Source organism: Pseudomonas sp. PvP089, assembly GCF_017875165.1.
GTDB classification, from domain to species: Bacteria; Pseudomonadota; Gammaproteobacteria; order Pseudomonadales; family Pseudomonadaceae; genus Aquipseudomonas; species Aquipseudomonas fortuita.
Genome location: NZ_JAGGME010000001.1, coordinates 480,927 through 504,323 on the forward strand (window position 1 = coordinate 480,927; position 23,397 = coordinate 504,323).

Below are 23,397 nucleotides of genomic sequence, written 5' to 3' on the forward strand. Positions count from 1 at the left end.
CGGTCACATAACAGAGAAGCAGCATGGATGGCGCTCAAGCTCAAGTTCAACCACAGCCACTGGATGGCAGCTCGGTCCTTCTGGTGGTAGATGACTACCCCGAGAACCTCATCAGCATGCGGGCGTTGCTGGCCCGGCAGGATTGGCAGGTGTTGACGGCAAGCTCGGGGACGGAAGCCTTGAGTGCGTTGCTCGAACACGATGTCGACCTGGTGTTGCTGGATGTACAGATGCCGGAGATGGATGGTTTCGAAGTCGCCCGGCTTATGCGTGGCAGCCAGCGCACCCGGCTGACACCGATCATATTCCTCACCGCCAACGAACAGTCCGAAGCGGCCGTACTCAAAGGGTACGCCAGCGGCGCTGTGGACTACATGTTCAAACCGTTCGACCCGCAAATTCTCAAGCCCAAGGTCCAGGCCTTGCTCGACCAGCAGCGCAACCGGCGCATGCTGCAGCGCCTGACCCGCGAGCTGGAGGCAGCCAGGGCGTTCAATGCGTCGGTCCTGGAGAACGCTGCCGAGGGCATTCTGGTGGTGGATGCCCAGGGCGTGATCAGTTTTGCCAACCCGGCCATTTCGCGCTTGCTGGCGGCCCCGGTGCAGCATTTTCAGGGGGTACACCTGCTCGACCTCGTGCAACTGGCCAGTGCCAGCCTGTGGGCGGAGTCTGACTTCTACCAGGCCTACCTCGGGCGGCGTATTTTCCGCGTGCATGATGCTCAGTTGCGTACCCTCGATGGCGAACTGGTGCCGGTGGCGTTGTCCTGCGCACCGTTGCCGGCGGACCAGCAGGCCATGGTTGTCACCGTGCTGGACATGTCGGTGGTGCGCAACCTGCACCAGCAGCTGGAATATCAGGCCGTCACCGACCCGCTGACCGGCCTGCTCAACCGCCGTGGTTTCTACCAGGCTGCCGAAGGTGCGTTGCTGCGCAACGAGCGCTCGGACAAGGCGCAGGCATTGATGTACATGGACCTGGATGGCTTCAAGCGCATCAACGACTCGTTGGGCCACGACACCGGTGACCGTGTGCTGCGTTGGGTGGGCGAGCAACTGAAGGATTGCCTGGGCAGCCAGGCCCTGCTGGCACGGATGGGAGGGGATGAATTCACCGCGCTTTTCGACAGCCTGCCCTATCCCGAACAGGCCGGGCGCTATGCCGAGCAATTGCTTGAGCGTATTTCGATCAGCCACCAGATCGAAGGGCTTGATGTGTGCCTTGGGGTCAGTATCGGCATTGCCACCTACCCGGACTGCGGAGCCAATGTCGAAGGCCTGCTGCGCGCAGCCGATGCGGCGATGTACGCCGCCAAGCAGGCTGGGCGCCAGCAGTACCGTTTCTACGACCAGGAGCTCAACGGCCGGGCGCGCTCGCGGCTGATGCTGGAAGACGGTGTGCGCACCGCCATCGAACAGCAGGATTTCACCTTGGTGTATCAGCCGCAAGTGTCTTTCATTGATGGCCGTCTGCGTGGCTTCGAGGCCTTGTTGCGCTGGCAGCATCCCAGCGTGGGCGACGTACCGCCGGGGCTGTTCATTCCGTTGCTGGAAGAAGCACGCCTGATCAACCGCCTGGCCAGCTGGATCTACCGCCAAGGGGCGGCCCAGCGCCAGGCCTGGTACGAACGCTTCCCGGCAGACCTTGTGCTCGGCATCAGCCTGAGCCGCGCGCAGTTTGTCATGCCCGGCCTGGTCGAAGAGTTGCAGCGGGTGATCCAGCTTTACCAGCTTGACCCGGCGCAGCTGGAGGTGGAAGTCGCGGAAACCTCGCTGATGTACAACATTGATGCAGCTATCAAGCAGATACACCGCTTGCGTGAGCTGGGGGTACGTGTGGCCCTGGACGATTTTGGCGCAGGCGACTGTTCGTTGCGCATGCTGCGTGACTTGCCGATCGACACCTTGAAGCTCGACCGCCACCTGGTGGCGCGCTTGCCTGATTCGGCGGTGGATGCTGCCTTGGTCCGCAGTGTGATCGGCCTGTGTGCCGACTACGGCATCACGGTGATCGCCGAGGGTGTTGAAACCCAGGCCCAGGCGGCCTGGCTGAAGGCCAATGGTTGCGAGTATGTGCAGGGTTTTCTGGTGGCTCACCCGATGACCGCGGCGGATGCCAGCGGCTTTCCGGCAATTTTCTCCTGGCTTGGGCCATGATTGGCTAGAATCGGCATTCGTTACGCCGAATGCAGCGCCATGACCGTATTACGTTATCTGCAAGCCTACCCACCGCACCTGCAAGAGCAGGTGCGGCAGATGATCGACAGCGACCGCCTGGGTGACTACCTGCAGCGCCGCTACCCCGACCGCCATGATGTGCAAAGCGACAAGGCGCTGTATGGCTATGCCCAGGATCTGCGCCAGCAGTACCTGCGCAGTGCGCCGAACCTCGACAAGGTGCTGTTCGACAACCGTCTCGACCTGACCCATCGGGCCTTGGGCCTGAACACGGCAGTGTCGCGGGTGCAGGGCGGCAAGCTCAAGGCGAAGAAGGAAATCCGCATTGCCTCGCTATTCAAGGAGGCTGCGCCGCAGTTCTTGCGCATGATCGTGGTGCACGAACTGGCGCACCTGCGCGAGCGCGATCACAACAAGGCGTTCTACCAGCTCTGCCAGCACATGGAGCCGGACTACCACCAACTGGAATTCGACCTGCGCGTCTACCTGACCTATCGGGAGCTGCCGGGCAACTGCTAAGGACCACGCAGCATGGAAGTGAGCAAGACCAAGAGCAGCTTCTACCGTCGCCTGTACGTCGCCTGGCTGATTGACAGCCAGACCGCGACCAGCGTGCCCGCCCTGATGGAGGCTACCGGCATGCCACGGCGCACGGCCCAGGACACCATCGCCGCGCTGGCCGACCTGGACATCGTCTGCGAGTTCGAACAGCTGGAAGGTGCACGCAACCACGCCGGGCATTACCGCATTCATGACTGGGGGGCGATCGACAAGCAGTGGATCATCCGCCACTTGCGCCAGATCCGCGAAGTGCTGGGTTACCCCTGAGATTTCTGGCGTCTGTACTGGCCTCATCGCCGGCAAGCCAGCTCCCACAGATAAGGCGTGTCTCTGAGGCCTGCGCGGAACCTGTGGGAGCTGGCTTGCCGACGAAAGGGGTGCAAAGCACCCCTGGCAATGTCAGCCTTTGCGCATCCCGATGTGCGGGATGTCATCTTCAAGATGTTCCTCGCCCACCACCGCAAACCCATGGCTGGCATAAAACGCCTGCAAATGCGTCTGCGCCGACAGGTAGACCGGCACCCCCGGCCAGCAATGCTCCGCTGCCTCTAGCCCTTTGAGCAGCAGCTGTTCTTCAAGACCTGACTCGCGTGCCGCAGGTGAAGTCACCACTCGCCCGATCACCACATCCCCGCCTTGGGACTGCGGATCGAGCAGGCGCAGGTACGCCACCAGCTTGTCATCCTGCCAGGCCATGAGGTGCAGGGTATCGTCCGTAAGGTCCTGGCCATCGACTTCCTGATAGGCGCAGCGCTGCTCCACCACGAGCACTTCCGTGCGCAATTGCAGAATGGCGTACAGCTGGTCTTTGCCGAGGTCGGTGTGGTGCTTGCAGAGCCAGTCGACGGACATTGGCGCGAACTCCTTGAGTGGGCCTTCGATCATCGCATGGTCTATGCCCTTCGGCCAAAATAGAGGCTAAATGACACTATTGGCGGCTGCCCTCGGCGGCAGCTTTGTGTAATCTCGTCGGCAGTGTGTGCCCTCCATAACGAAAGGACGTGAGCATGCGGCCACTGCTTTGTGTTCTGGGGTTACTGGCAATGATGCTGGCAACCCCCGCACCGGGTCACGGCAAGCTGCGCCTGGTGGCTGATAGCTGGCCACCGTTTACTGATGCCAATATGCCGGGCGGCGGCCTGGCGACCAGCATCGTCACCACGGCGCTGGCCCGTGCCGGCTACACCAGCGGCTATGAAGAGGCGCCCTGGGCGCGGGCGCTGCTGGGGGTAGGTGAGGGGCGCTACGACGTACTGATCAATGCCTGGTACAACGACTCACGCGCCAACATCGGGCAGTTTTCCAACGCTTACCTGACTAACCGTATTCATCTGTTGCAACGCAAGGGTGAGACATTCCACTACAAGCGCCAGTCGGATTTGTACGCCTACAGCATCGCCGTGGTGCGTGATTACGCCTACTCGCCGGAATTTGACGGCGATACCCGTCTGCACAAGGTGCCGGTGCGCAACTTTTCATCGGCGGTGCGAATGCTGGCGGCAGGGCGGGTGAACCTGGCGGTGGAAGACGAGTATGTGGCCCGCTACAACTTGCAGCGTGAGCCGCAGGAAGTGCGTGATGGGGTGATGCTGGTCGAGCCGCCGCTAGGGGAGAACACCCTGCATATTCTGGTGAGCCTGAAGCACCCGGAACATAAGCGCATCGTCGAGCGCTTCGAGCAGGCGATTGCGGCGATGAAGGCCGATGGCAGCTATGCCCGGCTAATGCGCCAGCATGGCTTCTGATCTGTATCGCCTGTGCCGGCCTCTTCGCGGGCACTCCATATGTCTCAAGCCCTGTGAAGTCCCTGTGGGAGCGGGTTTACCCGCGAAGAGGCAATCACAGGCACCCTAAAATCAGGCCGGAGCACCTTCCTTGATCAGGTGTGCCGCCAAGGTCCGTAACGGCCCCAACTGTCGGCAAATCAACGCCAACTGTGTCTGCACCAATCGCTGATGTTCATCCAGCTCTTCCGGCATCTGCTCCAGTGCATTGGCCAGCGCCTCTTCGGCATCGCTGTGAATCGCCACCGGTAACCGCGCGGCCAGGCCGTTGGCAATCTCGTCCAGGCTGCTGGCCAGGCTTTGCCCGGCGCCTTCGATCAACTGCTCCTGCACCTCTGCCGGCAAGGCCGTGTCGCGGTGCGCGCCCAACCCCGAGAGGTAGCTGAGCAAGGTGTGCGACAACACCAGGAAGCGGAAGCCAACGTCGGCCTCCTTTCGGAAATGCCCTGGCTCCATCAGCATGTTGGCCAGGGTAGTGGACAGCGCCGCGTCGGCGTTATGGGCATTGCGCCGGGCCAGGCGGTAGGCCAGGTCGTCCCGCTTGCCATGGGCATACTGCTGCATGATCTGGCGCAGGTACACGCTGGCGCAGGCCAGGGTATTGGCCAGTGCCTTGTTCAACCGTCGTCCTTGCCAGTCAGGCAGGAACAGGAACACCGCCAGAATGGCGATCAGGCTGCCCACCAGGGTATCGAACAAGCGTGGCAGGAACAGCCCATAGCCATCGCCGATCTGATTGAAGCAGAACAGCACCATCAAGGTGATCGCGGCCGTGGCCAAGGTGTAGCGGGTGGTGCGGTTGACGAAGAACACCACCCCGGCGACCACGGCGAACAAAGACTGGATGACCGGGTTGGGGAACAGGTCGAACAGGGCCCAGCCCACTGTCAGGCCGACGGCAGTGCCGAAAATTCGCTGCACCAGTTTGCGCCGGGTTGCCCCGTAGTTTGGCTGGCACACGAACAGCGTGGTCAGGATGATCCAGTAGCCCTGGGTCGGGTGAATCAGGTGCACCATGCCGTAGCCGATCGACAGCGCCAGCGGCAGGCGCAGGGCATGGCGGAACAACAGCGAGGTCGGCGTGAGCTGGGTGCGCAGGCGTGTCCATACGTCTTTCAGCGAGCGTGGCGAGCGGTCGAGCAGGCTGCTGTCGCTGGCATCGGCCAGGCTGTCCGGGTTGCTGGCGGCGCTCAGCAGGCGGTCCAGTGTTGCCAGGTTGGCGGCCAGTGCCCGCAGCGAGCGCAAAAGGCTGCGCCAGGCCGGGTTGTTCTGGAGGCGCAGGTGCTCCAGCGAAGCGTTGAGGTCTTCGAGGGCTTCTGGGTAACCACTGGCCAGCACAAACGGCTGGCGCAGGCGGATCGAGCGGGCCAGCTCCTGGCAGGACGAGCCTTGTTTACGCAGCAGGCGCTGGCAGCGGAACATCACGTCGCTGTGGAAAAACGCCTCGGTCAGGCCGTTGTAGGGGTAGTGCGAGGCACTGACCCGCTCGTGAATGTCCTGGGCCAGGAAGTACAGCTTCAGGTAGCGGCTGACCTTGGAGTTTGGCTGGCTGTTGCCCACCCGGTGCAGGATGATCTCCTTGGCTGCGTTGAGCGCTGCCACCACCTTGCCGTTCTGCTGGGCCAGCTCCAGGCGCCTGGCCTCGACGTCGAGGGTGCGGATGGGCTCGAACAGGCTGGCCTTGAGCTTGAGGTAACTGCCCAGTTCGAAGAACAGCTTGGCCAGGCTCTGCTGCACAGGCTGGTTGGAAAACAGTGCCTGCCACAGTACCGAAAGCAGCCCGTACCAGGCCGCCCCAGCCACCAGCAGCAGCGGTTCGTGCCAGAAGTCCGTGACTTGGCCGCCGCGCTGGTCCACCCCGATCATGGTGTAAACCGCCGTGATCAGTGTCGCCGAGGCAATCGCACCATAGCGCTCGCCCAAGGCGCCGAGCATGGTCAGGCCAAACGCCGCCAAGGCCAGGGCGACGGCAAAGATCCAGGGGTAGGGAAACAGCAACTCGACCGCCAGTGCAGCGATGGCGAAACACACCAATGTAACGGCCAGGGCGCTGAGGCGGCCCTGCCAGCTATCGTCGGTTTCGGCCAGGGCGCTGGCGATAATGCCGAGGAACAGCGGAATCAGCAGGGCCATCTCGTTCTGGTACCAGCACAGGGCCAGGCTGCCGGTGAGGGCGATGGTGACCCGGATGCTGTAGCTGAACTTGTCTTGGCCCCACAGGCGACGCAGTGACTGACGGAACGAGCTCGATGACATGATGGCCTGCTAGGCAGTGATCAGAAGAATACCTTTCAGGGCCGGTTATTGGGGCGCGCGGCGGCCCCAGTAACGGCTCCAAGCACGGGCCAGCAAGAAGCGTTCCGTGCTGCTGAATGGATTCTACTCTACACGAACTGCGCTGCGGCGTTGGCCGACGCCCACGCCCACTGGAAGTTGAAGCCACCCAGGTGGCCAGTGACATCCAGCACTTCCCCGATGAAATACAGCCCGGGGCTTTTCAGCGATTCCATGGTCTTGGACGACACCTCGCGGGTATCCACGCCGCCCAGGGTCACTTCGGCGGTGCGGTAGCCTTCGGTGCCGGCCGGCACCACTTGCCAGTTCGCCAGTTTTTCTGCGATCTGTGCCAGTTCCGCAGGGGTGTACTGCTTCATCGGCCTGGACTCGAACCATTGCTCGGCCAGCAGGTTGGCCAGCTTGCGGGTGAATACCTCGCCCAGCACGGTCTTCAGCTCGGCATTGGCACGTTCGGCCTGCATCTGTTGCAGCCAGGTCAGCGCATCGCGGTCCGGCAGCAGGTTGATCTCGACCGTGTCACCGGCTTCCCAGAACGACGAAATCTGCAAGATCGCCGGGCCGCTCAGCCCGCGGTGGGTGAACAGCAGGTTCTCGCGGAAGCTGGTGCCGTTGCAGCTGGCGGTGCAGTCCAGCGAGGTGCCGGACAACTCGGTGCACAGTGCCTTGAGTTGGGGCTCGGTGATGGTGAACGGCACCAGCCCGGCGCGGGTTGGCAGCAGGGTGTGGCCAAACTGGCGCGCCACCTGGTAGCCGAAGCCGGTGGCGCCCAGGGTCGGGATCGACAGGCCGCCGGTGGCGATCACCAGTGACTGGCAGGCGAACTGGCCGCCGCTGGTCTGCAGCAGGTAGCCGCTTTCGGTCTTCTCGATGTGTTCGATGCTGGTGTGCATGCGGATCTCGGCGCCGGCCTCGTCGCATTCGGCCAGCAGCATGTCGAGGATGTCGCTGGCCTTGTTGTCGCAGAACAGCTGGCCGAGTTTCTTCTCGTGATACGCAACGCCATGCTTGCACACCAGTTCGATGAAGTCCCACTGGGTGTAGCGGGCCAGGGCCGACTTGCAGAAGTGCGCGTTGTGCGACAGAAAGTTGGCTGGCTCGGTGTACATGTTGGTGAAATTGCAGCGGCCGCCGCCGGACATGAGAATTTTTTTGCCGGGCTTGTTGGCGTGGTCGAGCAGCAGCACCCGGCGACCACGGCGGGCGCTGAGCTGGGCGCACATCAGGCCTGCGGCGCCGGCGCCGAGGATGATCACGTCGGTGGAGTGCACGGTATGAACCTTCAGATTTGAAATGCTGAACCCTGTGGAAGCGGGTTAATCGGAGCGCCCACAGGGACCTTGCCGAATTTTAGAGAATACGGACTTTCAGGGCGCGGCCCTTGATCTTGCCGCTGTTCAGCCGCTGCATGGCCTGCTTGGCCAGGGCGCGCTCGACGGCAACAAACGCCTGGAAGTCGAAGATGGCAATCTTGCCCACCTGCTTGCCCGGGATGCCGGCATCACCGGTCAGCGCACCAAGAATATCCCCAGGGCGCAGTTTGTCCTTGCGGCCTGCGGCAATGCACAGCGTGGTCATCACGGGCAGCAGCGGTTCACCGCCCTTGTTCTTCAAGCTGTCCAGCGAGTCCCAGCGCAGCGGGCTTTTCTGCAGGTCTTCGATGGCCTGGGCACGGTGGCCTTCGGCTGGCGCCACCAGGCTGACCGCAACACCTTTCTCGCCGGCACGGCCTGTACGGCCCACGCGGTGCACGTGGATTTCTGCATCACGCGCCAGTTCCACGTTAATGACCATGTCCAGGCCATCGATGTCCAGGCCGCGTGCGGCCACGTCGGTGGCCACCAGCACCGAGCTGCTGCGGTTGGCGAACATGGCCAGTACCTGGTCACGGTCGCGCTGCTCCAGGTCACCGTGCAAGGCTTGGGCGACGATGCCCTTGGCCGTCAGGTGGGCAACCACGTCCTCGCACTGCTGCTTGGTGAAGCAGAACGCCACGCAGGATTGCGGGCGGTAGTGGCCGAGCACACGGGTGACGGCTTCAAGGCGGTGCTGTGGGTCGATCTCGATGAAGCTCTGTTCGATCTGGTTGTCGGTGTGCAGGCTCTCGACCTTGACCTGTTGCGGGTTGCGCATGAAGTCGGCGGCCAGCTGCTTGATGCCGGACGGGTAGGTGGCCGAGAACAGCAGGGTCTGGCGGCGCGATGGGGTCTTGCCGATGATGCTGGCGATGGCGTCGAAGAAACCCATGTCGAGCATGCGGTCGGCTTCGTCCAGCACCAGCGTGTTCAGGCCGTCGAGCACCAGGGTGCCTTTGTCCAGGTGCTGCTGGATGCGCCCCGGGGTGCCGACGATGATGTGCGCACCGTGCTCCAGCGAAGCGATCTGCGGGCCCAGCGAAACGCCACCGCACAGGGTCAGGATCTTGATGTTGTCCTCGGCGCGGGCCAGGCGGCGCAGCTCTTTGGCCACCTGGTCGGCGAGCTCGCGGGTAGGGCACAGCACCAGCGCCTGGCAGCCGAAGTAGCGCGGGTTGATCGGGTTGAGCAGGCCGATGCCGAAGGCGGCGGTCTTGCCGCTGCCGGTCTTGGCCTGGGCGATCAGGTCCTGACCCTTGAGGATGACGGGCAGGCTCTGGGCCTGGATCGGCGTCATCGAGGCATAGCCGAGGGCGTCCAGGTTCGCCAGCATGGCGGCGGACAACGGCAAAGTGGCAAAGGCGGTGGATTCGGTGGTCACGAGGCGGGCCTGCGTTGCGAAGCGAAAAAATGCCGCACAGTCTACCAGCCTCGTGGCCATTCGCCCTACGGTTCCATGTGTTGTTCCGGACGACGGGCACGCCTTCCGTCCGTCGGCGCCAGTTGCAGGAAGATCGCTGCCGCCAGCATCGCCATTATGCCAATGGTGACAAACGTCAGCTGGAAGGCGCCGAGGGTGGTCTCCACGCCTTCGGCACTGCCCGCCGCGGTAAAGCCGCCCAGCAGGGCGCCGGCACAGGCTACGCCCAAGCTCAGCGCCAACTGTGCGACTACTGACAGCAGGCTGTTGCCACTGCTGGCGCTGGCGTCGTCGAGGTCGATCAGGGTCACCGTATTCATCGCGGTGAACTGCATGGAGTTCACCGCGCCCAGAAGGCCAAGTTGGACCAGCAGCAGCCAATAGGGCGTCTGCTCGTCCACCAACCCCAGGCTTGCCAGCAGCACCCCCAGCAGCAATGTGTTGCCAGTGAGAATGATGCGATAACCGAACCGTTCGATCAGCGGCCGGGCAATCGACTTGGCCAGCATGGCCGCCGCTGCCAGCGGGATCATGCTCATGCCGGCCTGCGCCGGCGAGTAGCCCAGCGCCACCTGCAGCAGCAACGGCACGAGGAACGGCAGGGCGCCGCTACCCAGGCGAGCGAACAGGTTGCCGAGGATCCCGATGGCGAAGGTGCGCACGCGGAACAGGCTGGGCGAGAACAGCGGCTCGGGGTCGCGCCCGGCACGCAGCCAGTAGGCGGCCAGGCAGGCCATGCCGGCGAACAGCAGCAACATCACCCGCAGGTGCGGCAGGTGCAATTCGCCCAGGCCTTCCATGGCGATGGTGATGAGTACCATGGCTGCGCCAAACAGCAGGAATCCAGGGCCGTCGAACGAGGTTCGTTCCGCGCCGCGCAGGTCCGGGATGAACTTCCACACGGCAATGCAGCCGATCAGCCCTACTGGCAGGTTGAGCAGGAAGATCCAGTGCCAGCTGAGGATTTCCACCAGCCAGCCGCCGACGGTTGGCCCTAGCAATGGCCCGAGCAGGCCTGGGATGGTGATGAAGCTCATGATCCGCACCAGCTCGCTGCGCGGGTAGGCGCGCAGCACCACCAGCCGCCCGACCGGCAGCATCAGCGCACCGCCCAGGCCCTGCACGACGCGGGCGAAGATCAGAAAACCGAGGCTGTTGGCGGCGGCGCACAGCAGCGAGCCGAAGCTGAACAGCAAGATGGCGCTGAAGAAGATGCGCTTGGTGCCAAAGCGGTCTGCAATCCAGCCCGAGGCGGGGATCAGCAGGGCCACCGTGAGCATGTAGGCGATGATCACACCCTGCATGCGCAGCGGGTCTTCAGCGAGTGAACGGGCCATGGCCGGCAGCGCAGTGTTGAGGATGGTGCCGTCCAGGGATTGCATGAAGAAAGCGATGGCTACCACCCAGGGGATCCAGCGGGCGGTGACGGGGTCCAGCGGGGTGCGCTCAGGCATGACGTCCTCTTTTGTCTGTGCCGGCCTCTTCGCGGGGCAAGCCCGCTCCCACAAAATCTCCACTGCCCTCTGATGTGGTGAGATCTCTGTGAAAGCGGGCTTGCCCCGCGAAAGGGTCGGTAATGCCAATCACAATGTCAGGGTCAGGCCTTTGACCAGTGCGCCGGGTAAATGACTCGACCCGGTGCTGCGCTGCCCATAGGTGCTGGTCGACAAGATCATCTCGCGCTCCCGGGTCAGGTCCTCCAGCTGGCTACCCAGCAGGCTGTACAGGCTGTCATCGAAGCGCATGGTGCTCACCGGCCCCTGGATCTGCCCGTTTTCCACCCAGAAGGTCGCGAAGCGGGTCAGCCCGGTCATCCGCGCTGCCGGCAGGTCAGAGTAGTTCAGGTACCACAGGTTGCTGATGTACAGCCCGGTGCCTAGCCGCTCAAGGATCTGTTCGCTGGCCAGGTTGCCAGGCGCCAGGCTGAGCGCGCAGGGCGACTCGTAGCTGTCGGCACCGTTGGCCTGCAGTTCGAACTCGGCCGCACTGCGCGCACTGACCAAGCGTTGCAGCGCTGCGCCTTGCTGGATCAACGGCACATCCAGGCGTGGCGCTCCTTCATCGGAAAACGCCGGGCTCAGCGAGCCGCTGACCTGTTCGGTGAAGCTCACCAGCGCGCTTAACCGTGCATCGCCGTTGTACAGGCGCTGCAAGGCGCTGTTGCCGGTGGCGAGGGCCTGCGCGGAAAACCCGCCCCAGCACAGCATGCCGGCAATTTCGTCCATGGCCGCAGGCGCCAGGTAGGCGCGGTAGCTGCCGGGCTTGAGGGTGACCGCCGTGCGACCTAGGAATCCCAGTTGTTCACGTGCCTGGCGCAAGCGTGCGATGAAGTCGTCGGCGCTCCACAGCTGGCCGGCACAGTTGGCCTTCACCGCCTGGCCGTTTTCGTGGAACAGGCTCCAGTCAAAGTTGAAGCTGTTGGCCTGGTGCCAGCCAAAGGCCCCGAAGGAACTGGCAAAGCCCCGGCAGATCGGGCCGGCGGCGTAGATGCCGACCAGGTCCAGGTCGCCAGCTTCACGGTCGAGCAGGGCCAGTACTTCGTCCAGTGCGGGCAGGGGGTGTTCCTGCTGGCTGTGGCTGTGCCAGGCGCTTTGGTCCAGGCGCAGGTAAGGGTCGAGGGCCAGCAGCGGCAAGGTCTGGCGCAGCTGCTCAAGCGCATCGCTCAGGCGCTGGCGATCCAGTTGCACGTCGCCACTCAAGGTCACCTGCTGTTCCGCCTGGCGCCCATCGCGCACCAGCCGCAGCTGCGCGCTGGCCTGGCTCACTTCACCGGCCTGGCGAACCTTGGCGTGATTGAAGCGCACGAATTGCGACTGTTCTGCGCTGTAGCCGAGGGTGAACTGCTCGCCTGCTTGCAGGGCGGCGCGCACATCCGCAACCAAGGTTTCGAAAGCATGCTTCATCAGGCGTCTCCTCCGAATACATCGATCTGGCGGAACACACAGGCCGGCGATGCGTGGCCGACCCGCACCACCTGGTTGGGTTCGCCCTTGCCGCAGTTGGGCGTGCCCAGCACCTGGAAGGTACTGCGGTCGCCGACCGCCGACAGGTTGCGCCAGAACTGCGCGGAGATGCCACGGTAGTTGGGGTTTTTGACGATGCCTTTGAGCTCGCCGTTTTCAATCAACTGGCCCCATTCACAGCCAAACTGGAACTTGTTGCGCGCATCGTCGATGGACCAGGAGCGGTTGGTACGCATCAGGATGCCGTGCTCGATGCCCTGGATCAGCTGGTGCAGGCTCTGGTCACCCGGCTCGATGTTGAGGTTGGCCATACGGTCGATCGGCGCACGGTTCCAGCCACAGGCGCGGCTGTTGGCCACGCCGTCCAGGCCTGAGCGGAACTGCGACAGCGCGCCGCCCAGTGGGCGCAGCAGCAAGCCGTCGCGGATCAGGAACTGCTTGCTGGCCAGGGTGCCGTCATCATCAAAGCTGTAGCTGGCCAGTTCTTCGCCGATGGTCGGGTCGAAGGTCACGTTCAACAGACGGGAGCCGTACTGCAGGTGGCCGAAGTCGCTGGCTTTGACGAAGCTGGTGCCCGCGTAGTTGCGCTCGTCGCCAAGGATGCGGTCCATTTCCAGCGGGTGGCCGATGGACTCGTGGATCTGCAGCATCATCTGGTCGGGCATCAGCAGCAGGTCGCGCGGGCCGCTGGGGGTGTTGGGGGCCAGCAGCAGTTGCAGTGCCTCGTCGGCCACCCGCCGGGCGGCGCCGACCAGCCCGCAGCGCTCGATGATTTCGAAACCGCCCTGCTGGCCGAAGTTGTCGCGGCCCAGGCTGCGGCTCTGGCTGTCCTGGCCATCGCTGGCGGTTACGCCCAGCCCCGGGAACAGGAAACGCTGTGCGTGGCGCAGTTCGGCGCCCGCGGAGTTCAGGTAGGTTTGCTCCACCAGGCTCAGGCCCAGACTGGCCTGCCAGTCCACAAGACGGCTGTCTTTGGGCACGCTGGCCGATTCGGCGGCGAGCAGGCCAAGGCAGTCGGCGAGGGAGGGGACGGGCTGGTCGAAGTTGGGCGAGATATGGTCGTGGCGTGCGCTGGTCACCGGCTGGTTGCGCAGGTCCAGCAGGCTGTGTCGGGCAATCTGCCGGGCCAGCGCCTCGGCTTGTTCCAATGCGCGTTGCAGGCCAGCCTTGGAGAGGTCGGCGGTGGCCGCATAGGCCTCCACGCCATTGACCCGCGCGGTGAGCATGGCGCCTTCGTCCTGGCTGAAGAGCGGCGGTTCGGCAACATTGCGGCGAACCGACAGCGCCTGGTGCGACTGTTTCACATGGCGCAGGGAAAACAACTCGGCCGTACTGCGCAGCGCGGCAAAGCGCTGGCGCAGCAGGGCGCTGGAATCGAACATGCAAAAGCCTCCGTGTACACGGTGGCTCCCCCTTAGAACCACTCGTCCTGCATGGTGAGGCAAGTGTTGTCGCGCGCCTCTAGCAATGCCAGCTCATTATGGCAGCCCGGTACTTCCCAGGTCAGGAAATAACGCGCGGCCTGCAGCTTGCCCTGATAGAAGTCGCGATCGGCAGGGCGACCTTTCTGCAGGCCAAGCTCGGCGTGAATGGCCTGTTCCAACCAGCGCCAGCCGATCACGCAATGGCCGAAGGCCTTGAGGTACAAGGCCGAATTTGCCAAGGCACCAGCGACTTCGCCTTGGGCCATGTCGCCGAGCAGGGCCAGTGTCACGCCCTGCAGGCGGTTGACCAGTTGCTCCAGTGGCTGGCGCAGTGGGTCGAGTTTGGGGTGGTGGCTTGCACGTTCGCCGGTGGTGGCGATCAGGCGGATCAGTTGCTTGAGGCCGGCACCATGGTTCTGTGCCAGCTTGCGGCCGAGCAAGTCGAGCGACTGGATGCCTTCGGTGCCCTCGTGGATCGGGTTCAGGCGATTGTCGCGGTAGTACTGTTCCACCGGGTATTCGCGGGTATAGCCGTGGCCACCGAGAATCTGGATCGCCAGTTCGTTGGCCTTGAGGCAGAACGTCGAGGGCCACGACTTGACGATCGGGGTCAGCAGGTCGAGCAGCGCCTGCGCTTGTGTGCGGGACGTTTCGTCATCGGCGGTGTGGGTATCGTCGAACAGGCGCGCGGCGTAAAGGCCCAGGTCGAAGGCGCCTTCCACGTACGCCTTCTGTGCCAGCAGCATACGTTTCACATCGGTGTGCGCGATGATCGGCACCGCCGGGCTGAGCGGGTCTTTGTTGTCCGGCATCCGGCCTTGCGGCCGTTGGCGGGCATATTCCAGCGAATACAGGTAGCCGGCGTATCCGAGCATCACCGCGCCCATGCCAACGCCGATACGCGCCTCGTTCATCATCTGGAACATGCAGGCCAGGCCTTGGTGCGGCTGGCCGACCAGGTAGCCGACGCACTGGTCGTTGTCGCCGAAGTTCAGCGCGGTGGAGGTGGTACCGCGCCAGCCCATCTTGTGGAACAGCCCGGCCAGCAGCACGTCGTTGCGCGGGCCACGGCTGCCGTCGGGGTTGACGTTGTACTTGGGCACGATGAACAGCGAGATGCCTTTCACCCCGGGCGGTGCGTCCGGCAGCTTTGCCAGCACCATGTGCACGATGTTTTCCGACAGTTCGTGGTCGCCACCGGAGATGAAGATTTTGTTGCCCTTGAGCCGGTAGCTGCCGTCGCCCGCAGGTTCGGCACGGGTGCGGATGTCGGCCAGAGACGAGCCAGCGTGGGGCTCGGTCAGCGCCATGGTGCCGAAGTAGCGGCCCTCGATCATTGGCTGCAGGAACAGACGCTTCTGTTCCTCTGTGCCGAAACTTTCGATCAGGTTGGCTGCGCCCATGGTCAGGAACGGGTAGGCCGTGGTGCCGGCGTTGGCAGCCTGGAAGTGAGCGAAGCAGGCCTGCGAAACCAGGCTGGGCAGCTGCATGCCGCCGAACTCGAAGTCCCGGTTGGCGTTGAGGAAGCCGGCTTCGAGGAATGCGTCGACGGCAGGCTTGACCTCGGGGATCAGTTCAGCGCGGCCGTCCACGTAGCGCGGCTCGTTTTCGTCGGCCTTGCGGTTGTGCGGGGCGAAGTACTTTTCGGCGATGATGCGGGCGGTAGCCAGTGCCGCGTCGAAGGTTTCGCGGCTGTGCTCGGCAAAGCGCGGGCGCTGGGTGAGGGCTTGGGCGTCGAGCACTTCGTAGAGCTCAAAGGCCAGGTTGCGGGGGCTGAGCAGGGTCTCGGGCATGGGGGCGGTCCTGAGGCGGGATGCTGCGAGTGTAGGGAATCGGGTGGGGTGGGGGGAGGTTAATAGGTTTGGGTGATATGGGTTTAGAACGGGTGGGGCATACAGGTGCTTGCCTTGATTTTTTCTGCGCCTGCAAGACCGAGCGCCGCCCGCGCGGCGCATCGCGACGCAAGGCCGCTCCCACATTTGTTTCGGGCCAATCCATCCTGTAAGGCCACCGCTGTCCGCCTTGGTTGTTCCATGCGGTATTGAAGGGGGTGCAGTCGCTCTTTATCGATCTCCAGCCATGCACCCAGGGTGCGCGCGCCATAGGCACAGGAGAGACTGGCCCGAAACAGATGTGGGAGCGGCCTTGCGTCGCGATGCGCCGCGCGGGCGGCGCGCGATTTCACAGGCGCTGCAAAAGGTGAGCGAACACCTTCCAGCCTCACCGCATTCCGGCCAGTTTCGGCAGATCATTTTAGGTTTTCACCTATTCCATGTAGTCCATTTCCCAAACATACTCCCAACCCCCTTCAAGCCATTGCGGTGCTCTGGATCGGGCCCTAGTCTCGGGTGGTCGCTGCCAAATCAGTGACCGGCTTTGACAGGCCGCTTAGGTCAAACCGCATCGCTTTGCCTTTATGGCAGCTGTGCATGGGGCACTTCGTGTGCGCCGGGTTTTGGTTTGCCTACCGGTCTGTCAACCCATGTACAGCTGCCACCCTCTTGTTTGACAGCAGGTGTGTAGTGGTCTTTATCACTAGGTGAACCATGATGCTGAAGATAGTCCCCGATCCACCCCTTAACGCCCATTCCCTTGAAGACACCCTGATCCAGGCCACGGATCACGCGCTGTGTGCCGCAACCGTGGTGCACCACGCCATACAGCTGCAGCCCAGGTCGCCGGCTTCGATCCTGATGATGACCACGATGCATGAACTGGAGGCGCTGCGGGCTTTGCTTGAGTCTGCATTGGTTCAGGTGCAGATGCCCGCTGAGGCCAGGCCTGTGCATTGAGGCTGCGTAATGTGTTGCCTGGGCTGGCCTCTTCGCGGGTAAACCCGCGAAAGGGCCAGGCCAGGCAGTCGAGAATTATCAGGGGATTGAACAATGACAACAGAAGACACCCAGTTCACCGTCGGCAAGACAACTTTCTACCAAGGCGAAAACCGCACGCATCGATTGTTCCGCATCGAGCCCGGTATCCCGTGCAGGGATGCCCGCGAGCAGTCGTCGGAATTGATGGGCTATGTGCGCGAACTGACCATTACCGGGCTGATGGATGAGAAGCCAATGATGATATGGGCTGCCCATTACCTGAGTGCCATGGCAAAGGCACTGATGGATGATGCCGAGTTGGGCATGAAGCAGTGAGGGCTTGCCTTCCGGTTGCGTGAAGGCGGCCAGGTGTTAGTCACAACATTTTCTGCGCCTGCAAGACCGAGCGCCGCCCGCGCGGCGCATCGCGACGCAAGGCCGCTCCCACATTTGTTCCGGGCCAGTCCATTCTGTGAGGCCACCGCTGTCCGCCTTGTTTGTTCCATGCGGTATTGAAGTGGGCGCAGTCGCTCTTTATCGATCTCCAGCCATGCACCCAGGGTGCGCGCGCCATAGGCACAGGAGAGACTGGCCCGAAACAGATGTGGGAGCGGCCTTGCGTCGCGATGCGCCGCGCGGGCGGCGCTCGGTCTCACACGCGCAGAAAATGTTGTGGCGAGCACCTGTCAGCCCAACCCAATCTCAAACAAACCCCCATAAAAAAGGGAGAGCCGAAGCTCTCCCTTTACTTTCAACAACCCTCAGCCTCAGCCAATGGTCATCAAGCTGGCATTACCGCCGGCAGCAGCAGTGTTCACACTCACCGCCCGCTCAATCACCAACCGCTCCAGCGCAATCTGGTGATCCCCGCTGGACAGCCCGTGCACACCGACGATGGCACCAGCACGCTTGGCCACCTGCTGGCAGACGCTGCGCAGCTGGTCCGAATCGCCATGGTGAATCACGGCGTCGAACGCCACTTCATCCTTGTTCCAGTCTGCCACCAGCTTCACCTTGGCCTGCAGCTCACGCGGCAGGCGGGCACGCAGGGCTTTGCCAGGCTCGCTGTCTGCCCACACCGCCGAGCTGCCGACGGCCAGTACGGCGGCCAACTGCGCCAGCAGGTCAGCCTCGTTGTCGGCCAGGCACAGCACGTGCTCACGCGGCAGGATGGTGTAGCTGTTGCGCTCGCCGGTCGGGCCTGGCAGCAGGCGGGCGATGCCGCTCTGCGACTGGCTGGCGAACTGGTCACAGAGCGCAGCCAGGTCGGCCAGTTGGTTGCTCTGGGCCCAGGCCTTCAGGCCGTGCAGCGGCTTGACCAGCTGTTCGTGCAGGGTGCGGTCTGGCTTGCCTTCGCCGTCCTGCTGCTGGAAGTAGCGGCCAATGGCATCGGCCGGGCGGGTCGACAACAGGCGGTACAGGTACAGTGGGCCGCCGGCTTTCGGGCCGGTGCCAGACAGGCCTTCACCACCGAACGGCTGCACGCCCACCACTGCACCCACAATGTTGCGGTTGACGTACATGTTGCCGGCGTTGGCGGTTTCCACCACCTTGGCGATGGTCTCGTCGATGCGGGTATGCACGCCGAGGGTCAGGCCGTAGCCGGAGTTGTTGATCTGCTCGATCAGTTGGTCCAGGTTGCGGCGGTTGTAACGCACCACGTGCAGCACCGGGCCGAAGATTTCACGCTTCAGTTCGTCGAAGCTTTCCAGCTCGATCAGGGTCGGCATCACGAAGGTGCCACGTTTGACCTCGGTCGCGTCGGCAATGGCCACCTGATAGACCGCGCGGCCTTTCTCGCGCATGCCCTGGATGTGCTTCTCGATGCCGGCCTTGGCTTCGGCGTCGATCACCGGGCCAATGTCCACGGCCAGGCGGTCCGGGCAGCCCAGACGGCTTTCGGCCATGGCGCCCTTGAGCATTTCGATTACGCGGTCGGCGGAGTCTTCCTGCAGGCACAGCACGCGCAGGGCCGAGCAACGCTGGCCGGCACTGTCGAAGGCCGAGGACACCACGTCGATCACCACCTGCTCGGTCAGCGCCGAGGAGTCGACGATCATCGCGTTCTGGCCGCCGGTTTCGGCAATCAGCGGGATCGGGCGGCCCTGGTTGTCCAGGCGGCCGGCGACGTTGCGCTGCAGCAGGCGGGCAACCTCGGTGGAGCCGGTGAACATTACGCCTTTAACGCGCTCGTCACCCACCAGGCCGGCGCCGACGGTTTCGCCGCGGCCCGGCAGCAGTTGCAGCACGCCCTCGGGGATGCCGGCTTCCAGCAGCAGGCGCACGGCCTGGGCGGCGATCAGCGGGGTTTGCTCGGCGGGCTTCGCCAGCACCGGGTTGCCGGCAGCCAGGGCCGCAGCTACCTGGCCGGTAAAGATCGCCAGCGGGAAGTTCCATGGGCTGATGCACACCACTGGGCCCAGGGGGCGGTGGGCGTCGTTGCTGAAATCGTTGCGTGCCTGCACGGCGTAGTAGCGCAGGAAGTCCACGGCTTCACGCACTTCAGCGATGGCGTTGGCGAAGGTCTTGCCGGCTTCGCGGATGAGCAGACCCATCAGCGGCTGGATTTCGGCCTCCATCAGGTCGGCGGTGCGTTCCAGAATGGCCGCGCGCTCGGCGGGTGGGGTGGCCTGCCAGATCGGCGCGGCGTTCAAAGCGCACTGGATGGCGTTGTCCACGTCGGCAACGGTGGCTTCCTGTACATGGCCGACCACGTCGCGGTGATCCGCTGGGTTCAGTACCGGCGCGGCAGCGCTTTCACTGGCGGCGCAGGCCAGCATCGGGGCGGCCTTCCAGTCGTTGTGAGCGGTGGCCAGCATGGCGCAGGACAGTGACGCCAGGCGGTGCTCGTTGGCCATGTCGATGCCGGCCGAGTTGGCCCGCTCAGTGCCATACAGGTCGCGCGGCAACGGGATACGCGGGTGTGGCAGGCCGATGTTGCCTTCCTGGGTGCCCATGCGCTCGATGCTGGCGACCGGGTCGGCGACCAGTTCCTGAATGGAGATCGAGTGGTCGGCGATGCGGTTGACGAACGAGGTGTTGGCGCCGTTTTCCAGCAGGCGGCGTACCAGGTAGGCCAGCAGCGTCTCGTGGGTACCAACCGGCGCATAGACCCGGCACGGGCGATTCAGCTTGCCATCGGCAATCTTGCCGACCACTTGCTCGTACAGCGGCTCGCCCATGCCGTGCAGGCATTGGAACTCGTATTGGCCCGGGTAGTAGTTCTGCCCGGCAATGTGGTAAATGGCCGACAGGGTGTGGGCGTTGTGGGTGGCGAACTGCGGGTAGATGGCTTCTGGTACGGCCAGTAGCTTGCGGGCGCAGGCGACGTAGGAAACGTCGGTGTACACCTTGCGGGTATAGACCGGGTAGCCTTCCAGGCCTTCGACCTGGGCGCGCTTGATCTCGCTGTCCCAGTAGGCGCCTTTTACCAGGCGGATCATCAGGCGGTGGCGGCTGCGCTTGGCCAGGTCGATGACGTAGTCGATCACGTACGGGCAGCGCTTCTGGTAGGCCTGGATAACGAAACCGATACCGTTCCAGCCCGCCAACGACGGCTCGAAGCACAGGCGCTCGAGCAGGTCGAGCGACAGCTCCAGGCGGTCGGCTTCTTCGGCGTCGATGTTCAGGCCGATGTCGTACTGCTTGGCCAGCAGGGTCAGCGACAGCAGGCGCGGGTACAGCTCTTCCATCACGCGCTCGTACTGGGCGCGGCTGTAGCGCGGGTGCAGTGCCGACAGTTTGATGGAGATGCCCGGGCCTTCATAGATGCCGCGGCCATGGGAGGCCTTGCCGATCGAGTGGATGGCTTGCTCGTAGGAGGCCAGGTACTTTTGCGCGTCGTGCTCGGTCAGTGCGGCTTCGCCGAGCATGTCGTAGGAATAGCGGAAACCCTTGGCCTCGAAGCGGCTGGCGTTGGCCAGGGCTTCGGCAATGGTCTCACCGGTGACGAACTGCTCGCCCATCAGGCGCATGGCCATGTCGACGCCCTTGCGGATCATCGGCTCGCCGCTCTTGCCGATGATGCGGGTGAGCGAGGAGGTGAGGCCGGATTCGTTGTGGGTGCTGACCAGCTTGCCGGTCAGCAGCAGGCCCCAGGTGGCGGCGTTGACGAACAGCGACGGGCTGTTGCCCAGGTGCGGCTGCCAGTTGCCGGTGCTTATCTTGTCGCGGATCAGCGCATCGCGGGTGCCCTTGTCGGGGATGCGCAGCAGGGCTTCGGCCAGGCACATCAGCGCCACGCCCTCCTGGGACGACAGCGAGAACTCCTGCAGCAGGCCCTGGACGATGCCGGCGCGACCGCCAGCACTCTTCTGATTACGCAGTTTTTCGGCAATGCCGGCGGCCAGCTTGTTGGTGGCTTCGGCCAGCGGTGCGCTCAGGCGCGCCTGTTCCAGCAGCATCGGCACCACCTCTTGCTCGGGGCGGCGGTAGGCGGCGGTGATTGCCGCGCGAAGTACCGACTGCGGCAGGATGCTCTCGGCAAATTCGAGGAAGCACTGGTGGCTGTGGTCGGCCGGGATCTCACCGGCATCGTCGACAAGGTTGCCGACATGGCCGTTAAGTTCGGTCAGGGTGGCACCACCCTCAAGCTTCTCCAGATAATTGAAGATCGCTTGCTTGATCAACCAGTGCGGCGTGCGGTCAATGGACTGCGCAGCTGCTTTGAGTCGCTCACGGGTCGGGTCGTCGAGTTTGACCCCAAGGGTGGTAGTCGCCATTTCTTATCCTCGTTATTGCCACGGCTGTGGCCTAAGCTGGCGCCAAGAGTAGCTGTAGGACAATTCGGGTGCAACCAGGTGCAACCGCATTTTTTGGCGCTATAGGTGCAACTCGTCTGACAGACATTTCCATGCCCTTCAATAAGGGCTTTAAGGGTGAGTTTTCTTATGAAAAACCCCTGTGATGCTCCAAAAAGGAGCAAAAAAGTGCCTCCTACGGAATATTGACGAGCGGGTGCAACTTCCAAATGAAAAATGGTTGCACCTGCTTTGCGTTGTTGCATAGGATTCGCCGCCTGGGTGCAACCGTCACGACTATGGTTGTGCATGAGATAAAAACAAACGCCAGGGCACACGCATGGGCAATCCACTTACGATCACTTTCGTGGTCTACATCGCAGCAATGGTACTGATCGGCTTCGCCGCCTATCGCGCCACCAACAACCTTTCCGATTACATTCTGGGTGGTCGCAGCCTGGGTAGCGTTGTTACAGCGCTGTCTGCCGGGGCATCCGACATGAGCGGCTGGCTGCTGATGGGCCTGCCGGGCGCCATCTACTTTTCGGGCCTGTCCGAGGCCTGGATCGCCATCGGTTTGACCGTTGGTGCTTACCTGAACTGGCTGTTCGTCGCTGGCCGGTTGCGTGTCCAGACCGAGCACAACGGCGATGCGCTGACTCTGCCGGACTACTTCTCCAGCCGATTCGAAGACAATAGCGGCCTGCTGCGGATTATTTCGGCGATCGTCATCCTGGTGTTCTTCACCATCTACTGCGCTTCTGGCATCGTTGCCGGTGCCCGCCTGTTCGAAAGCACCTTTGGCATGTCTTACGAGACTGCCCTGTGGGCTGGCGCCGCAGCGACCATCGCCTACACCTTCGTCGGTGGTTTCCTGGCGGTGAGCTGGACTGATACGGTTCAGGCTTCGCTGATGATCTTCGCGCTCATCCTGACCCCGGTGATCGTGCTGATTTCCACGGGCGGTTTCGACACCACCTTTGCTGCCATCGAGGCGGTGAACCCAGCCAATTTCGACATGTTCAAAGGTGCTACCTTCATCGGCATCATCTCGCTGATGGGCTGGGGCCTGGGCTACTTTGGCCAGCCGCACATCCTGGCGCGCTTCATGGCCGCCGATTCGGTGAAGTCGATCGCCAAGGCTCGCCGCATCTCCATGACCTGGATGATCCTGTGCCTGGCCGGTACCTGCGCCGTGGGCTTCTTCGGCATCGCCTACTTCTCGGCCAACCCTGACCTGGCGGGCCCGGTCACCGAGAACCATGAGCGTGTGTTCATAGAGCTGGCCAAGATCCTGTTCAACCCATGGGTCGCCGGCGTACTGCTGTCGGCCATTCTTGCGGCGGTAATGAGCACCCTGAGCTGCCAGTTGCTGGTGTGCTCCAGTGCATTGACCGAAGACTTCTACAAGGCCTTCCTGCGCAAGAACGCTTCGCAGCTCGAGCTGGTGTGGGTCGGTCGCCTGATGGTGCTGGCCGTGGCCCTGATTGCCATCGCCATGGCTGCCAACCCGGAAAACCGCGTGCTGGGCCTTGTGGCCTACGCCTGGGCTGGCTTCGGTGCCGCCTTCGGTCCGGTGGTGCTGATTTCGGTGCTGTGGAAAGGCATGACCCGAAACGGCGCGCTGGCCGGTATCGTGGTGGGTGCACTGACCGTTATCCTGTGGAAGCAGATCGATACCTGGGGCCTGTACGAAATTATCCCGGGCTTCCTGCTGGCGAGCATCGCCATCGTTCTGGTGAGCAAGCTGGGCAGCCCCTCCAGGGCAATGGTGCAGCGCTTCGAGACGGCAGACGCGGCGTATCACGCTGACAAGTGATGAGTGCTGGGTAGGCAACGAGTACGGCCCGAACAACAGTGTTGTTC

Annotated in this window: 16 protein-coding genes; 7 read left to right on the forward strand and 9 right to left on the reverse strand. The window is 63.3% G+C overall.

Translation table 11 applies throughout. The features are described 5' to 3' along the window. Positions 1 to 23: 23 nt before the first annotated feature. From J3A71_RS02185 to J3A71_RS02195, 3 genes are read left to right on the forward strand one after another with little or no spacing between them, the layout of a single operon-like run. Positions 24 to 2,156 carry an EAL domain-containing protein gene (locus J3A71_RS02185; protein ID WP_096426856.1) on the forward strand — a complete coding sequence of 711 codons (2,133 nt, stop codon included), beginning with the start codon at positions 24 to 26 and terminating at the stop codon, positions 2,154 to 2,156. A gap of 39 nt (positions 2,157 to 2,195) precedes the next feature. Then, entirely contained in the window at positions 2,196 to 2,696 is a 501-nt protein-coding gene (locus J3A71_RS02190) for a M48 family metallopeptidase (protein ID WP_031311603.1), read from the forward strand. 12 nt (positions 2,697 to 2,708) lie between these two features. After that, positions 2,709 to 3,005: a winged helix-turn-helix domain-containing protein gene (locus J3A71_RS02195; protein WP_016489506.1), complete on the forward strand. Its 297-nt coding sequence runs from the start codon at positions 2,709 to 2,711 to the stop codon at positions 3,003 to 3,005. 132 nt (positions 3,006 to 3,137) lie between these two features. On the opposite strand, the gene J3A71_RS02200 is transcribed toward J3A71_RS02195, so the two are convergent. Then, positions 3,138 to 3,590, reverse strand: a complete 453-nt coding sequence (locus J3A71_RS02200; protein ID WP_024717355.1) for a GNAT family N-acetyltransferase — start codon at positions 3,588 to 3,590, stop codon at positions 3,138 to 3,140. A 155-nt stretch (positions 3,591 to 3,745) separates the two neighbouring features. On the opposite strand from J3A71_RS02200, the gene J3A71_RS02205 reads away from it, so the two are divergent. Then, on the forward strand, positions 3,746 to 4,483 hold the full coding sequence (locus J3A71_RS02205) for a transporter substrate-binding domain-containing protein (protein WP_016489504.1): 738 nt from the start codon (positions 3,746 to 3,748) through the stop codon (positions 4,481 to 4,483). Positions 4,484 to 4,594: 111 nt separating this feature from the next. On the opposite strand, the gene yccS is transcribed toward J3A71_RS02205, so the two are convergent. The 7 genes from yccS to J3A71_RS02240 form a co-directional block, all read right to left on the reverse strand. Beyond that, positions 4,595 to 6,778 carry a YccS family putative transporter gene (gene yccS / locus J3A71_RS02210; RefSeq protein ID WP_016489503.1) on the reverse strand — a complete coding sequence of 728 codons (2,184 nt, stop codon included), beginning with the start codon at positions 6,776 to 6,778 and terminating at the stop codon, positions 4,595 to 4,597. A 128-nt stretch (positions 6,779 to 6,906) separates the two neighbouring features. After that, the gene (locus J3A71_RS02215) at positions 6,907 to 8,088 is read right to left on the reverse strand and encodes an NAD(P)/FAD-dependent oxidoreductase (protein ID WP_016489502.1); all 1,182 of its coding nucleotides are present in this window, start codon (positions 8,086 to 8,088) and stop codon (positions 6,907 to 6,909) included. Positions 8,089 to 8,167: 79 nt separating this feature from the next. After that, positions 8,168 to 9,505, reverse strand: coding sequence for an ATP-dependent RNA helicase DbpA (dbpA, locus tag J3A71_RS02220; protein ID WP_231995348.1), 1,338 nt, complete (start codon positions 9,503 to 9,505; stop codon positions 8,168 to 8,170). Positions 9,506 to 9,618: 113 nt separating this feature from the next. Continuing rightward, positions 9,619 to 11,046 (reverse strand): multidrug transporter subunit MdtD, encoded by a 1,428-nt coding sequence (gene mdtD / locus J3A71_RS02225; protein ID WP_016489500.1) that lies wholly within the window; start codon positions 11,044 to 11,046, stop codon positions 9,619 to 9,621. A gap of 129 nt (positions 11,047 to 11,175) precedes the next feature. Continuing rightward, positions 11,176 to 12,495 carry a TldD/PmbA family protein gene (locus J3A71_RS02230; protein WP_096426855.1) on the reverse strand — a complete coding sequence of 440 codons (1,320 nt, stop codon included), beginning with the start codon at positions 12,493 to 12,495 and terminating at the stop codon, positions 11,176 to 11,178. Further along, a complete protein-coding gene (locus J3A71_RS02235; RefSeq protein ID WP_102667695.1) occupies positions 12,495 to 13,937 on the reverse strand; it encodes a TldD/PmbA family protein in 1,443 nt (480 codons plus the stop codon). Before J3A71_RS02235 ends, J3A71_RS02230 begins: the two co-directional genes overlap by 1 nt. 32 nt (positions 13,938 to 13,969) lie before the next feature. Next, positions 13,970 to 15,772 (reverse strand): acyl-CoA dehydrogenase, encoded by a 1,803-nt coding sequence (locus J3A71_RS02240; RefSeq protein ID WP_096426853.1) that lies wholly within the window; start codon positions 15,770 to 15,772, stop codon positions 13,970 to 13,972. Between the two features lie 756 nt (positions 15,773 to 16,528). Here J3A71_RS02240 and J3A71_RS02245 point away from each other — a divergent pair. Continuing rightward, positions 16,529 to 16,771, forward strand: a complete 243-nt coding sequence (locus J3A71_RS02245) for a hypothetical protein (protein WP_096426996.1) — start codon at positions 16,529 to 16,531, stop codon at positions 16,769 to 16,771. Between the two features lie 93 nt (positions 16,772 to 16,864). Further along, a complete protein-coding gene (locus J3A71_RS02250) occupies positions 16,865 to 17,128 on the forward strand; it encodes a DUF3077 domain-containing protein (protein WP_096426852.1) in 264 nt (87 codons plus the stop codon). 431 nt (positions 17,129 to 17,559) lie between these two features. On the opposite strand, the gene putA is transcribed toward J3A71_RS02250, so the two are convergent. Next, entirely contained in the window at positions 17,560 to 21,513 is a 3,954-nt protein-coding gene (putA, locus tag J3A71_RS02255) for a trifunctional transcriptional regulator/proline dehydrogenase/L-glutamate gamma-semialdehyde dehydrogenase (protein WP_096426851.1), read from the reverse strand. A gap of 358 nt (positions 21,514 to 21,871) precedes the next feature. On the opposite strand from putA, the gene putP reads away from it, so the two are divergent. Beyond that, complete coding sequence (gene putP, locus J3A71_RS02260) at positions 21,872 to 23,350, forward strand: sodium/proline symporter PutP (RefSeq protein ID WP_016489493.1); 1,479 nt, start codon at positions 21,872 to 21,874, stop codon at positions 23,348 to 23,350. Positions 23,351 to 23,397 lie beyond the last annotated feature (47 nt).

What these genes read in the sequence shown, in the direction of transcription:
- J3A71_RS02200 (WP_024717355.1), bottom strand. Translation starts at nt 3,590, where the DNA reads ATGTCCGTCGACTGGCTCTGCAAGCACCACACCGACCTCGGCAAAGAC.
- putA (WP_096426851.1), bottom strand. Translation starts at nt 21,513, where the DNA reads ATGGCGACTACCACCCTTGGGGTCAAACTCGACGACCCGACCCGTGAG.
- J3A71_RS02190 (WP_031311603.1), top strand. Translation starts at nt 2,196, where the DNA reads ATGACCGTATTACGTTATCTGCAAGCCTACCCACCGCACCTGCAAGAG.
- putP (WP_016489493.1), top strand. Translation starts at nt 21,872, where the DNA reads ATGGGCAATCCACTTACGATCACTTTCGTGGTCTACATCGCAGCAATG.
- mdtD (WP_016489500.1), bottom strand. Translation starts at nt 11,046, where the DNA reads ATGCCTGAGCGCACCCCGCTGGACCCCGTCACCGCCCGCTGGATCCCC.
- dbpA (WP_231995348.1), bottom strand. Translation starts at nt 9,505, where the DNA reads ATGCTGGCGAACCTGGACGCCCTCGGCTATGCCTCGATGACGCCGATC.
- J3A71_RS02240 (WP_096426853.1), bottom strand. Translation starts at nt 15,772, where the DNA reads ATGCCCGAGACCCTGCTCAGCCCCCGCAACCTGGCCTTTGAGCTCTAC.
- J3A71_RS02245 (WP_096426996.1), top strand. Translation starts at nt 16,529, where the DNA reads ATGCTGAAGATAGTCCCCGATCCACCCCTTAACGCCCATTCCCTTGAA.
- J3A71_RS02235 (WP_102667695.1), bottom strand. Translation starts at nt 13,937, where the DNA reads ATGTTCGATTCCAGCGCCCTGCTGCGCCAGCGCTTTGCCGCGCTGCGC.
- J3A71_RS02205 (WP_016489504.1), top strand. Translation starts at nt 3,746, where the DNA reads ATGCGGCCACTGCTTTGTGTTCTGGGGTTACTGGCAATGATGCTGGCA.
- J3A71_RS02230 (WP_096426855.1), bottom strand. Translation starts at nt 12,495, where the DNA reads ATGAAGCATGCTTTCGAAACCTTGGTTGCGGATGTGCGCGCCGCCCTG.
- J3A71_RS02185 (WP_096426856.1), top strand. Translation starts at nt 24, where the DNA reads ATGGATGGCGCTCAAGCTCAAGTTCAACCACAGCCACTGGATGGCAGC.
- J3A71_RS02195 (WP_016489506.1), top strand. Translation starts at nt 2,709, where the DNA reads ATGGAAGTGAGCAAGACCAAGAGCAGCTTCTACCGTCGCCTGTACGTC.
- yccS (WP_016489503.1), bottom strand. Translation starts at nt 6,778, where the DNA reads ATGTCATCGAGCTCGTTCCGTCAGTCACTGCGTCGCCTGTGGGGCCAA.
- J3A71_RS02250 (WP_096426852.1), top strand. Translation starts at nt 16,865, where the DNA reads ATGACAACAGAAGACACCCAGTTCACCGTCGGCAAGACAACTTTCTAC.